The 12,582-nt window shown below is 73.2% G+C and carries 12 protein-coding genes; 6 read left to right on the top strand and 6 right to left on the bottom strand.

The window, feature by feature from the left end:
- The first annotated feature begins 130 nt into the window (after nucleotides 1-130).
- Nucleotides 131-2,191, top strand: a complete 2,061-nt coding sequence (locus tag ACFYZR_RS26380) for an ATP-binding protein (protein ID WP_391914437.1) — start codon at nucleotides 131-133, stop codon at nucleotides 2,189-2,191.
- 11 nt (nucleotides 2,192-2,202) lie between these two features.
- The gene (locus ACFYZR_RS26385) at nucleotides 2,203-2,910 is read left to right on the top strand and encodes a response regulator (RefSeq protein ID WP_391914496.1); all 708 of its coding nucleotides are present in this window, start codon (nucleotides 2,203-2,205) and stop codon (nucleotides 2,908-2,910) included.
- Here the strand turns inward: ACFYZR_RS26385 and ACFYZR_RS26390 are convergent.
- Entirely contained in the window at nucleotides 2,885-3,793 is a 909-nt protein-coding gene (locus ACFYZR_RS26390) for a 2OG-Fe(II) oxygenase (protein ID WP_391914439.1), read from the bottom strand. The genes ACFYZR_RS26385 and ACFYZR_RS26390 overlap by 26 nt on opposite strands.
- Nucleotides 3,794-4,016: 223 nt before the next feature.
- Here ACFYZR_RS26390 and ACFYZR_RS26395 point away from each other — a divergent pair, with 223 nt between their 5' ends.
- Genes ACFYZR_RS26395 through ACFYZR_RS26405 form a run of 3 tightly spaced genes read left to right on the top strand, consistent with a single transcriptional unit; the run spans nucleotide 4,017 to nucleotide 6,568 of the window.
- Complete coding sequence (locus ACFYZR_RS26395) at nucleotides 4,017-4,895, top strand: MetQ/NlpA family ABC transporter substrate-binding protein (protein ID WP_391914440.1); 879 nt, start codon at nucleotides 4,017-4,019, stop codon at nucleotides 4,893-4,895.
- A gap of 3 nt (nucleotides 4,896-4,898) precedes the next feature.
- Nucleotides 4,899-5,909, top strand: a complete 1,011-nt coding sequence (locus ACFYZR_RS26400) for a methionine ABC transporter ATP-binding protein (protein WP_391914442.1) — start codon at nucleotides 4,899-4,901, stop codon at nucleotides 5,907-5,909.
- Nucleotides 5,906-6,568 (top strand): methionine ABC transporter permease, encoded by a 663-nt coding sequence (locus ACFYZR_RS26405; protein WP_391914444.1) that lies wholly within the window; start codon nucleotides 5,906-5,908, stop codon nucleotides 6,566-6,568. Before ACFYZR_RS26400 ends, ACFYZR_RS26405 begins: the two co-directional genes overlap by 4 nt.
- Nucleotides 6,569-6,585: 17 nt before the next feature.
- Here the strand turns inward: ACFYZR_RS26405 and ACFYZR_RS26410 are convergent, their stop codons facing one another.
- From ACFYZR_RS26410 to map, 4 genes are all read right to left on the bottom strand, one after another.
- Nucleotides 6,586-7,530: an oxidoreductase gene (locus ACFYZR_RS26410; RefSeq protein WP_391914446.1), complete on the bottom strand. Its 945-nt coding sequence runs from the start codon at nucleotides 7,528-7,530 to the stop codon at nucleotides 6,586-6,588.
- Between the two features lie 94 nt (nucleotides 7,531-7,624).
- Nucleotides 7,625-9,154: an FAD/NAD(P)-binding protein gene (locus tag ACFYZR_RS26415; protein WP_391914448.1), complete on the bottom strand. Its 1,530-nt coding sequence runs from the start codon at nucleotides 9,152-9,154 to the stop codon at nucleotides 7,625-7,627.
- Nucleotides 9,155-9,217: 63 nt separating this feature from the next.
- Nucleotides 9,218-9,742, bottom strand: coding sequence for a DM13 domain-containing protein (locus ACFYZR_RS26420; RefSeq protein WP_391914450.1), 525 nt, complete (start codon nucleotides 9,740-9,742; stop codon nucleotides 9,218-9,220).
- A 119-nt stretch (nucleotides 9,743-9,861) separates the two neighbouring features.
- Nucleotides 9,862-10,629, bottom strand: coding sequence for a type I methionyl aminopeptidase (gene map, locus ACFYZR_RS26425; RefSeq protein ID WP_391914452.1), 768 nt, complete (start codon nucleotides 10,627-10,629; stop codon nucleotides 9,862-9,864).
- A gap of 72 nt (nucleotides 10,630-10,701) precedes the next feature.
- Here map and ACFYZR_RS26430 point away from each other — a divergent pair, with 72 nt between their 5' ends.
- Nucleotides 10,702-10,980, top strand: coding sequence for a helix-turn-helix domain-containing protein (locus ACFYZR_RS26430; RefSeq protein ID WP_391914454.1), 279 nt, complete (start codon nucleotides 10,702-10,704; stop codon nucleotides 10,978-10,980).
- 18 nt (nucleotides 10,981-10,998) lie between these two features.
- On the opposite strand, the gene ACFYZR_RS26435 is transcribed toward ACFYZR_RS26430, so the two are convergent.
- Nucleotides 10,999-12,543 carry an AMP-binding protein gene (locus tag ACFYZR_RS26435; protein ID WP_391914456.1) on the bottom strand — a complete coding sequence of 515 codons (1,545 nt, stop codon included), beginning with the start codon at nucleotides 12,541-12,543 and terminating at the stop codon, nucleotides 10,999-11,001.
- Between the last annotated feature and the right edge of the window lie 39 nt (nucleotides 12,544-12,582).

Genomic DNA, 12,582 nt, shown 5'->3' on the forward strand with positions numbered 1-12,582 from the left:
CGTGCCGGGACGGCGGCGCGTACCCCGGAATCCTCCGATCCCACTGGGGGTTTTCCGCTATACGCGCCGAACGGGATCGTCTGGACTGGTGCCGGAGCGCCCCCGATAATGTCGCGCGTGAGGGGTGAGTGTGAGGGGTAACGGCCGTGCGATACAGGTCGCCGCGTTCTCCGGCGGGCTGTGCCTGCTGTGGGCGGTGACCACCGGAGCGTTTCTGCTGCGGAACAACACCGTCACGCTGCCGTGGATCCTCGGTTCCGTCCTCCCGTGCTACTGCGCCGGGCTGTTCGCGTGGTGGCACGCCCCCACGAGCCCGGTCGCCCGCCGGCTGCTGCTGATCGGCGCGGCGCTGGCGGTGAGCATCGGCATCCGCTGTACGTCGGCGCTGCTGACGACCTCGTTCGGCTGGGACCTCACCGCGCCCGAGAACGGCCTGCCGTCCCTGACGGCGTCCTGTCTCGTCCTGCCCACCGAGTGGGACAACCTCGCCGTCAGCATCCTCGTCGTCCACCTGCTCGCCCTGCTGCCCGACGGCCGCCCCCGGTTCCGCTACGAACGCCCGGTGCTGCGCTCGCTGTGGGCGCTGCTGGCCCTGCCGTTCGCCCTGCCACTGGCGGGCGTGCCCACCCGGATCGTGGAGTTCGTGGTCTTCTACTACCCCGAGGCCTGGCTGCCCGGGGTGGGCGCCGCGCTGCTGGTGCTGCGCGCTCTGCGCGCGCGGGCCGCCGGGGACCGGGACCTGTCCGGGGTGCTGCCCGTCGCCGTCGTGGCCACGGTCCTCTTCCTGGGCCGGGCCACCTCACGGCTGTTCCGTCCCTGGCACGGCGAGACGGGCATCCTCTACCTCGTCGGCTCGGCGCTCGGGGCCCTGCCCTATGTGCTGATCTCCCTGTCCGTCGTCTACGCCGCCTTCCGCTACCGGCTCCTGGGCGTCGACATCGTCATCCGGCGCTCGGTCGTCTACGGCACCCTGTGGCTGATCATCAGCGGCTGGTACCTGGGCATGGCGATGACGCTCGGGCTGACGGCCGGCCAGTACTTCCCGATCGGGCTGTCCGTGCTGGTCGCGGTCACCGCGACCGCCCTCTTCCAGCCCGTCCGGGAGCGGCTGAACCGGCTCGCCCAGCGGCGGGTCTTCGGCGAGCGGCTCAGCGGCTTCGAACTGCTCGTCCAGTTCGGCAGCGCCCTCGAACACGCCTACGACCTCAGTCGGTTGGCGCCCCAGCTGGCGGCCGGCCTCCAGCAGGGGCTGACCCTGAGCTGGACCCGGGTCCGGCTCGGCGGCGGGGACCTGCCCGTCCACCTGGGCACCGCCGGCGAGCCGCCCGGCCGGGGCCGCCGCCCGGCCGGGGGCGGCTTCCCGCTGCGCTACGGCAACGACGTCCTCGGCCTGATCGAGTACGGGCCCAAGGCCGAGGGCCGTTTCACCCCCGAGGACCACGACCTGGTGGAGACCCTGGCCCGGCAGGCCGCCCTCGCCGTCCACAACGCGCGCCTGGCCGCCGAACTGTCCACCCGCGTCCTGGAGGTGCAGCGCCAGGCGGGCGAGCTGGACGCCTCCCGGGCCCGGATCGTCCACGCCCAGGACAGCGAACGCCGCCGTATCGAACGGCGGCTCCACGACGGCATCCAGCAGGACCTCGTGGCCCTGGTCGCCAAACTGCGCCTGGCCCGCAACAGACTCGGCCGCGGGGGCGACGTCGACACCGTGCTCACCGAGGTGCAGGACGACGCCTACCGCGTCATCGACGAGCTCCGCGAGGTCGCCCACGGCATCCACCCGCCCGTCCTAACCGACCAGGGCCTGGTCGCGGCCGTCACCTCCCGGGCCCGGCGGATGCCGATCCCCGTCACCGTGCGCGTCGACGACTCCCTGGACCGGGTGCGCTTCGCCCTGGACATCGAGGAGTCGGCGTTCTACCTGGTCTCCGAGGCGCTGACGAACGTCCTCAAGCACGCCCGGGCCGGGCGGGTGACGATCCGCATAGCGCGCTCGGACGGCTGGCTGGTGGTGGAGGTCGTCGACGACGGGGTGGGCTTCCCCTGCGACACCACCCGGGGCTCGGGGCTGACGGGCATGCGGGACCGCATCGAGGCGGTCGGCGGCGACCTGCGGATCATCAGCCGTACCGGTGGCGGCACCACGATCCGCTCCCGGCTGGCCGAGCGGCTCAGAGAAGGAGACCTGTGACTGAGGGACCGATGCGCGTCGTCATCGCCGAGGACCACTACCTGGTACGGGAGGGCACCCGCCGGCTGCTGGAGGACACCGGCGACATCCGCGTCGTCTCGGCCGTCGGCGACGCGACGGAGCTCCTCGACGCCGTCGAGGAGCTCCGCCCCGAGGCGGTCATCGCCGACATCCGCATGCCCCCGAGCCACCACACCGAGGGCATCGCCGCCGCCCACGCCATCCGCGCCGGCCACCCCGGCATCGGCGTCGTCATGCTCTCCCAGCACGCCGACGAGAACTACGCCTTCGACCTCTTCCGGCGCGGCACCGACGGCCTCGCCTACCTCCTCAAGGAACGCATCGGCGAACTCGACGAACTCCTGCGCGCCCTGCGCGAGGTGGCCGCGGGCCGCTCCGTCGTCGACCCCCGCATCGTGGAGGTCCTGATGGGCAGCCACACCCGCGCCGCCGACGCCCCGCTGGCCGCTCTGACCCGCCGCGAGCTCGACGTCCTGCGGCACATGGCCGAGGGCAAGACCAACCGCGCCATCGCCGCGGAGCTCGTCCTGTCGGAGTCGACCATCGAGAAACACGTCAACTCCACGTTCGCCAAACTCGGCCTCGCGGAGGAGCCCCAGCTCCACCGGCGCGTCAGCGCCGTCCTCGCCTATCTGCGGCACGTGCCGCGGGGACCGACGCCGACCGGGTCCGCTACCCCTGGAGGTCCTCCCAGGTGATGACCGGGCTCCCCGCGCGCAGGCTGTAGTCCATCGCGGGGTCCCGCACCGGCCACTTCAGCCGGAGCCAGCCCGGGATCGTCGCCGGGATGCCGTCGTCGGCCGCCAGATGCCAGAAGGTGTTGGAGTCCTGGCGGGCGAAGTACGGGCAGAGGAAGGAGACGACGACCGTCACCCGGCGGCCCCGCGTCACCGGGGTGACGGCGTGGTAGATCCGGCTGCCGTGCAGGAACAGCGCCGCCCCGCGCTCCCCGCAGGGCGCCTCCCTGATCCGGGGATCGCCCTCCCGGGCGCCGGTGAACTCGTCCGCGCGGCCGAGGAAGTAGCTGAAGCGCCCGCCGTCGTAGTCCTCGTAGCCGTTGAGCTGGACGGTGAGGACGTGGTCCATGCCGTCGTGGTGCCATTTGACGATGTCCGCGCGGCCGTCGGCCTCGAAGTAGTTGACCTGCACGGTGGGGATCCGCAGCGGATGCGGGATCAGCGGCACCCCCGCCAGCCGGGAGCAGGACAGCAGGAAGCCCCGGTCGCGGATCATGTTGTTGATGAACGCCGACATCAGATCGGCGTTGCGCACCCGGCGGGTGGTGATGAACCGGGCGGTGCCGGCCGAGCTCTCCAGCCGGTCGCACACCTCGGTCAGACAGGCCAGGCCCTCCGGGGTGAGGATCTGTACGGGCCCGACGAGCGCCGTGTCGTCCACCGCGCCGTAGCCGCGGCTGAGCTCGTGGGAGGCGTAGCCGAAGTCCTGGAGCCCCAGACGCGGCCCCTTGACGTCCCGTGCCACGAACTCGGGGCGCCAGCGCGGCTCGCCCGGCAGCCCGGCGGCGCGCCGCGGCCTCCGGCCGCGCAGGGCGTGGAGGAACTGGTCGAACCCGGTGGCCATCTTCGGATGGTTGAGAGGGCGGGGTCCGTGTCGGGTCGTCACCATGAGGCGATTGCAGCGCCGCGCGCCGGACCCGGCAAGGGAGGTGTTCCCGCCACCGCGGGGACTTCCTTGCTTCTATTGCAAGAACATGAATCCCTCCTTTCATTTCCAGGCAAAGCGGGGTTGAACACCTACGATCAACGGCACAGCACCCGTACTTCCTTTCGTGGAATGAGCTCCGATGAGAATCTCCCCGTCCCGCCGCCGTGCCACCGCGGCCTCCGTCGCCGCCGCCCTCGCGCTCCTGCTGTCGGCCTGCGGCATGTCGGACGGGGCCGGCGGCGACCGGGTGCGCATCGGGGTCAACGGCGCCGACCCGGAGTGGGACGTCCTCGCCGAGGAGGCCAAGAAGGAGGGCATCGACGTCAAGATCGTCAACTTCGACGACTACCAGCTGCCCAACAAGGCCCTGGCCGACGGCGACATCGAACTGAACGCCTTCCAGCACCTGGCCTTCCTCAGCAAGTTCAACGGCCAGAACGGTACCGACATCGTGCCCGTCACCTCCACCTCCGTGGCACCCATGGGCCTGTACTCGCTCAAGCACAAGAAGGTGGCGGACATCCCCGACGGGGCGCGCGTCGCGATCCCCAACGACCCCTCCAACCAGGGCCGGGCCCTCCTCGTGCTCCGAGCGGCCAAGCTCATCGGCCTCAAGGACAAGGCCGGCATCTATGGCACGCCCGACGACATCACCGACAACCCCAAGCACCTGAAGATCACACCGGTCGACGCCCAGCAGACCCCGCGCACCCTCAAGGACACCGCCGCGTCCGTCATCAACGCCGGAGTCGCCGAACAGGCCGGCTACAGGATCGAGCAGGCCGTCTTCCACGACGACCCCGAGAGCGCCGTCGCCCGCCCCTACGTCAATGTCATCGCCGCCCGGGCGAAGGACAAGGACAACAAGAACATCCGGAAGGTCGTCGAGCTCTACCGCTCGCGCGCGGTGCAGGAGGCCGTCCGGAAGTCGGCCCACGGCGCCCGGTACGTCCTCGACATCCCCCAGGGCGAGCTGCGGCACGAGCTGGACCGCCTCACGCGCCAGGACCGGGGCTGAACCGTGATCGAACTCCGTGATGTCACCAAGGTGTTCCCGGCCGACAGGAGGAGCGGAGGCACCGCCCTCCGCGCCGTCGACGGCGTCTCCCTGACCGTCGGCCGGGGCAGCGTCTTCGGCATCGTCGGCCACAGCGGCGCCGGCAAGAGCACCCTGCTGCGGCTGATCAACTACCTGGAGACACCCACCTCCGGCAGCGTGCTCGTCGACGGCCAGGACCTCGGCGCCCTGGGCGAACGCCGGCGGCGCGAGGTCCGGCGCTCCGTCGGGATGGTCTTCCAGCAGTTCAACCTGTTCCGCTCGCGCACCGTCCTCGGCAATGTCTCCTACCCACTGCGGCTGTCCGGGCTGAGCCGCGCCGAGGCCCGCGAACGGGCCGGGGAGGCCCTGCGCTTCGTCGGCCTGGACGGACAGGCCCGCCGCTACCCCGAACAGCTCTCGGGCGGCCAGCGCCAGCGCGTCGGCATCGCCCGGGCGCTGGCCACGCGACCGGGCGTGCTCCTGTGCGACGAGGCGACCTCCGCCCTCGACCCGCAGACCACGGGCGAGGTCCTGGACCTCCTTCGGCGCGTCAACGCCGAACTGGGCGTGACGATCGTGCTGATCACCCATGAGATGGAGGTGGTCCGCTCACTCTGCGACCACGTGGCCGTGATGGCCGGCGGCAAGGTGGTGGAGAGCGGAGGCGTCCACGACGTCTTCTCCCGCCCCGCGCACCCCGTCACCGAGGCGTTCGTCCGCTCCGCGCTCCACGACGTGCCCGACGCCGCCGCCCTGGAACGGCTCCGCGCCCGCCACCCGGGACGCCTGGTGACCGTCCCGGCGGACGGCGGCGACGGCCTCTCCCGGCTGCTGCGCGAACACGACGTGGACTTCACCATCGCCCACGCCGGCGTCACCGAGGTCCAGGACCGGACGCTGGGCAGCGTCACCTTCGAACTGCGCGGCGCCGAACGGGACGTGGACGCCGTCCTGGCCCGCCTGACCGGCAAGACAGAGGCGGTGGCCCGATGAAGGCCGACTGGAACACCTTCTGGGTCAAGGTCGTCGACGCCACCGGTGAGACGGTCTACATGGTGCTCGTCACCCTGGCCCTGTCCGCCGTGCTCGGCATGGCCGTGGGCCTCGCCCTCTACGCCACCCGCAAGGGCGGCATCCTCCAGAACCGCGCGGTCTTCGCCGTCCTGAGCACCCTCGTCAACGTCATCCGCCCGGTCCCCTTCATCATCGCCATCGTCGCGCTCTCCCCGGTGACCCGCGGCGTCGTCGGCACCATGATCGGAACCGAGGCCGCCATCTTCCCCATGACGGTCGTGGCCACCTTCGGCGTCGCCCGGATCGTCGAGAGCAACCTGCTGTCCGTCGAACCCGGGGTCATCGAGGCCGCCCGCTCCATGGGCGCGAGCCCGCCGCGCGTCCTCCTGACCGTCCTGGTCCCCGAGGCCCTCGGCCCGCTGGTGCTGGGCTTCACCTTCATGCTCGTCGCCCTGATCGACTTCTCGGCCGTCGCCGGGACCGTCGGCGGCGGGGGAGTGGGCAACCTGGCCATGACCTACGGCTATCTGCGTTTCGACACCTCGGTGATGGTGGTCACGGTGGCCGTCCTCGTGGTCCTCGTGCAGATCGCCCAGCTGCTGGGCAACTTCCTCGCCCGGAAGGTGCTCAGACGGTGAGAGGAGGGCCGGTTCGCTCAGGGAACGGCCTCCGGCCAGCGGTAGCGGACATGGGTGAGGGACTCGGACGTCCGCCACAGGCGGGCGGCGAGCGCGGCGTCCGCGGCCGGGGCGGGGAGGTCCACCGGGCCGGGGGTGCCACGGGTCTCGAAGCGGCCGGTGGGGCCGTAGAAGCCGCCGGGGACGACGTCCTGCGCCGTCGCCGCGTACAGCGTCGGCAGCGCGGCCGACGCCACCGACTGGCCGACGAAGTGCCCCGGCAGCAGACGGGCCAGCGCGCGCACGGGCCGGGTGGCGTGCCGCTGGAGGCCCGTCGCGCTGAAGCCCGGGTGGACGGCCACGCTCGTCAGCGCGACGCCCGCCGCGTCGGCGCGGCGCTGGAGCTCCAGGGCGAACAGCACGTTGGCCAGCTTCGACTTGGCGTAGGCGTTCAAGGGCCGGTACTTGCGGGTGCCCTCGAGATCGGAGAGCTCCGCGATCGCGCTGCGGGAGATCGCGGCGCTGACCGTCACCACACGCGGCGCGGGCGCGGCCAGCAGCTGGGGCAGCAGCCGGCCCGTGAGCGCGAAGTGGCCCAGGTGATTGGTGCCGACGGTCAGCTCGAAACCGTCCTTGGTGGTGGCCCGGTGCCGGATGCCCATCACCCCGGCGTTGTTCACCAGCAGGTCGACCGGGCGCCCACCGTGCTCCACCCGGTGGACGAAGCCCGTGACGGAGGCCAGATCGGCGAGGTCCAGCAGGTCGGGACGCACCCGCGCGCCCGGCACCTCGCCCGCCATGTCCTCCGCCGCCCGCCGCGCCCGGCCCGCGTCCCGGCCCGTCACCACGACCTCGGCCCCCGCCCGGGCCAGCTCGCGCGCGGTGACATAGCCGATGCCGCTCGTGGCGCCGGTCACGACGGCCAGCCGGCCCCGCAGGCTCGGCATGTCCTCGGTGGTCCAGCTGGGCGGGCTGTGGCGCATGCGACTCCTCGGCGTCCGGTCGCGGACGGGCGACCGTATTGTCCGCCGCCCGACCGGCGCCCGAAGGGAAGGCGCGCCCGGCGGCGGCCCCGCCTCACACCGCGGTGCCGCGCGCCACGGCGGCCCTCTCCCCGCCGCCCGCCGCGCCCGACACCTCCTCGGCGACCCGGCGGGCCTGCCGGGCCACATTGCGCAGGTGGTTCGAGAACGGGATCCGCACGTGGGTGCCGACGCCCACCACCCACACCGGCTCGGGCCGGGCCCCGGGGCTCCGCCGTACGCGCAGGTCGGCCGCCAGGAAGTCCACGGTGCCGGAGTGGCGCGGCGGCTCCGCCGGGTGGAGGGCGCCGCCGTCGGCGGACCAGTACAGCCGGGGCTGGTCGAAGCCGGTGGCGTTGACCACGTGGCCGAAGCGCTCCGGCCCGCCCGCGCCGGGCCACTCCACCCGCCAGGCGCCCGCCTCGAAGGCCACCGCGCGGGGCCAGGCGCGGGCCAGGCGCAGCGCCCCGGAGTCGACGTGCGCGAGCAGCCGGCGCGCGTTGACGACCGTCATCGCCGTGGCGTACCGGGCGATGAACCAGCCGTGGCGCTCCAGCAGCGCCCGGCGCCGCGCGGCGGGCAGCCGGGCGCCCAGCTCGATGACCGCCTCTATCGTGGCCATCACGGCACCGGGCCAGGCGCATGCGTCCGCCTCCACCAGCGCCGTCTCCTCGCGCAGCCGTGCCACGGGGTCGGCGGCCGACGAGGACTGCCGGCGCAGCGGGGTGCGGTCGAGCGACCGTACGGCCTCCACGACGGCGCGCCGCACCTTCTCCTCCAGCAGCGGATCGGCCGGGTCGAGCCGTGCGACGCGCTCCAGTGTCGGGAAGTCCCGTACGGGCGCGCCCAGCGAGACCCGTACGGCGGGCAGTACGCCGGAGGGCGAGGTCATCGTCACCCGGTGGCCGTCCCGGCACAGCAGCAGGGACGCGTCGATGGCCGACTGGCGCGTGCCCAGGACCAGGACCCCGGCGCCGGGCGGCGGCCCCGCCTCGGGGTCGCGCAGCCGGGCGGCCGGGTAGGGGGCGGGGGAGTAGCGGGGGTGGCCGGTGAAGGCGGCGAAGCCGTCCGGGACGCGGGGGCGGTGGACGCCCGTGCAGACGACGACGGCGTCGGCGCGCAGCTCCTGACCCGTGCTCAGCCGGACCGTGCCCGTGCCGGCGGCGATCGAGTCGACCGCCGCCGGCACGTGGGCGACCTCGACGCCCAGGGCCTCGGCGGTCTTCCGGGCCTCCTCGAAACGGTCCCGGCAGTACTCGGCCATCCACGCCCGGGGCACGCAGTCGCGGGGCCCGCCGGGCAGGCCGCGCCGGCGCAGGTACGCGACGAAGTCGGCGGGCTCGTCGGCGAGGAGGGAGTTGACCTCGGCGGCGGTGTTGCACAGCAGCAGGGGGTCGGTGTCGCCGAAGGCGAGGCCCCGGCCGACGGGGTTAGGGTCGACGATCCGGACGGACCGCACCCGCCCGGCGTCTCCCCGGCCGAGCGCGCGCACCAGGCACAGGAACACGCTGGTTCCCGCGACCCCGGCCCCCACGATCACCACATCACGCGCCGCGCCCTGCCCGGCCCGCCCGCTTCGCCCCATGGGCACCTCCCCTTTCCCGTTCGCCCTCTCACCCTGCCCGGGCGGAGGCGCGGGAATGCGTGCTCACGCGCGGGTGAGGGCGGCGGCGCCGAAGGAGACGTCGAAGCGGTCGCACCAGATGCTCACGCTGGTGTAGCGATCGAGGTCGAGGCCGGCGGGCAGGGCGTAGTTCTGGTCGCCCTTGTTGCCCTTGAGCTTGCCGAGGCTTACGTGGGCGCCCTTGTCGAAGACGAACCAGCCGGCCCGGCCCTCCTTCACCGGGGCGTCGGTGATCAGGACGCGCAGGTCCGGGCCGTTGCTGGTGTCGAGGTTCTCCAGGCGCAGGGTGCGCGAGCCGTCGGGCAGCCGCAGGATCCGCACGGTGCCGCTCGTGGTGTGCTCGTGGCTGATCAGCCGGCCGGTGGCCAGGGTGCTCGGCGCCCCGCCGGGCCCGTTTGCGGCGGCGGCCGGCGCGGCCTCGCGCACCGTCTCGCTGACCCAGAGCTTCCACGGCTGGAACCAGTACGTCCCCGCGCCGGCCAGCACGATCCCGGCGGCCAGAATGCCGATGACCACCTTCTTGCGCAGCAGTCGCCGTACGCGTCCCATGTTCCGCCTCCCGAAGCCGTTTCCGTTCTCACATGGGGAAACGCCGGGAAGACGGGCCGGGGATCCGGATTTCCGATGACGAAAGTCTTACGCGGCTTCGTCAGTCTTACGCGGCCCCGTCACGGGAGGGTCAGGACGCGCGGTCCGTCGTCCGTTATGGCGACGGTGTGCTCGAAGTGGGCGGCGCGGCTGCCGTCGGCCGTGCACAGGGTCCAGCCGTCGGCCGCGGGGACGTAGTCGTCGCGGCCGCCCGCGATGAGCATCGGCTCGATGGCCAGGACGAGCCCGTGCCGCAGCGACAGGCCCCGCCCGGCCCGGCCCCGGTTGGGGACGTGCGGGTCCTCGTGCATCCGGCGGCCGATGCCGTGCCCGCCGAAGTCGGCGGGCATCCCCATCCGGGCGGCCCGGGCGACGGAGCCGATGGCGTGGGAGATGTCGCCGATGCGGTGGCCGACGGTGGCGGCGGCGATGCCCGCGTCGAGGGCGCGCCGGGTGGCCTCCATCAGCTCCGGGTCGCCCGGCCGGGGCGTGCCGACGGTGAAGCTGACGGCCGCGTCGCCGGTCCAGCCGTCCAGTACCGCGCCGCAGTCGACGCTGACGAGGTCGCCGTCGCGCAGCCGGTAGTCGTCGGGGACGCCGTGGACGATGGCGTCGTTGACGGACGCGCAGATCACCGCCGGGAACGGCGTGGGCGCGAAGGAGGGGTGGTAGCCGAGGAAGGGCGAACGGGCCCCGGCCTTCTCCAGGACGTCACGGGCCACCCCGTCCAGCTCGCGCAGGCTCACCCCCACGGCCGCCGCCTCCTCGACGGCGGCGAGCGCGTGCGCCACGACGCGCCCCGCCTCCCGCATGGCCGCGAGCTCCGCGTCCGTCTTCAACTCCACCATGGCAACCGACTCCCCATCCGGGCATCCAATTCTTATACCGGTATTAGTATCACGCCCACTACGATCGTGGGCATGGTGAGGACTCCTCTGACCCCTTGGGAGCGGCAGCGCGGCGAGCGGCTGGGCGAGCTGCTGCGCGAGGCCCGTGGCGGACGCAGCATGGTGGAGGTGGCGGCCCGTGCCGGGCTGTCCTCCGAGACCCTGCGGAAGATCGAGACCGGCAGGGCGCCGACGCCGGCGTTCTTCACGATCTCGGCGCTGGCGAACGCGCTGGGACTGTCCCTGGACGCCCTGGCCGAGGCCTGCGTCGTGGGCCTGGACCCGATGGAGGAACAACCGCTGACGGCCTGAGCCGGACACCGGCGCGTCTCAGTCCGCCAGCCGCTCCCGCAGCAGGCGCTTGTCCGGCTTGCCCGCCGCCGTCAGCGGAATCGCGGGCACCAGGTGGAGGGCGTCGGGGGCGTAGAGGCGCCCCTTGCGGGCGGTGACGAAGTCCCGGATCTCCTCCAGCGAGGGCCGCTGTCCGGCGGCGGGCACCACGGCGGCGTGGACGTGCTCCACCGATTCCTCGTCCCGGCTGCCGAAGACCGCGCACCGGGCGACGGCGGGATGGCTCAGCAGCAGCTCCTCCAGCTCCGTCGGGTACACATGACCCCCGACGACCACGATCATGTCCTTGATCCGGTCCACGATGTAGAGGTAGCCGTCCTCGTCGAGATAGCCGACGTCGCCGGTGTGCACCCAGCCGTCCCGCAGCACCTCGGCCGTCAGCTCCGGCTGCTTCCAGTAACCGGACATCACATGCGGCGTGCGCACCTGCACCTCGCCCCGCTCCCCGGGCGGCAGGGTGGTGCCGTCGGCGTCCCGGACGGCGATCTCCACCCCGGGTACGGCCCGGCCGACCGTCAGCTGCCCGCCACCGCCGGTCCTCGTCTGCTCCGCGGGGCCCGCCTCGGTGATGTGCTGCGCCTCGGCCTGCCCGTACAGGCCGTAGAGGACGGGCCCCAGGACCTCGGCCGCCTGCCGCATCCTGGCCGCCGAGGCGGCGGTGCCGCCGTAGCTGATCCGGCTGAGGCTGGACAGATCCGCGCCGGGCAGGTCCGGGTGGTCCAGCAACCGGTAGAGCAGCGGCGGCAGCAGCCAGGTGTGGGTGACGCGCTCGCGCTCGATCGTGGCCAGGACGTCCCCGGGCTCGAAGCCGTGCCGCAGGACGACCGAGCCGCCCTGGCGGAGCGTCATGTCGACGAAGACGCCGGCGAGGTGGGCGAGCGCGGTGCACGCCAGGAAGCGGGGCGGGTCGCCGGCGTCGGCGAACCGGTGGTCCAGGCTCTGCCGGTACGGGCCGTGGGGGGTCCTGATGCCCTTGGGTACTCCGGTGGTGCCGCCGGTGTGCCGGACGCACCAGTCGTCGTCCGGACCCACCAGGCCGCCCATCGGCCGGGCCGGCCGACGGGCGGCCGCGGCCAGGACGTCCTCGGCGAAGCCGCTCGGTCCCAGGGAGAGCATCGGGGGAACGCCGGCGATCTTCCCCAGCTCCTCGGCGGTGTGGTGCCGCCGGTCGTCCACCAGCAGGAGGGCGCACTCCACGCTCGCCATGATCTCGGCCATGGTCGGCGGGCTCATGCCCTCGTAGAGGCCGACGACGCGGGCGCCGGCGAGATTGGCGGCGTAGCGGGCGACGAGGGCCTCGGCGGTGTTGCCGGTGAGCAGGGTGACCGTGGTGCCGCGGACCACCCCGCGCTCCGCCAGCTCTCCGGCGAGCCGGAGCACCTGCTCCCGGAGCTCGCCCGCGCTGATCACCCGCCCCTCGGCCGTGGTGACGGCCGGCCGTTCGGGCTCCTCGGACAGGGTGTCGAGGACGGCCTCCACGTAGCTGCCGAAACCGCCGCCCCGGGTGTCGTCTCGCTGGCTCATCGCTGTTCTCCCTCGTCGGAACCGGTGGACGGACCCGAC

The organism is Streptomyces sp. NPDC001678 (assembly GCF_042892945.1).
In the GTDB taxonomy this organism is placed as follows: domain Bacteria; phylum Actinomycetota; class Actinomycetes; order Streptomycetales; family Streptomycetaceae; genus Streptomyces.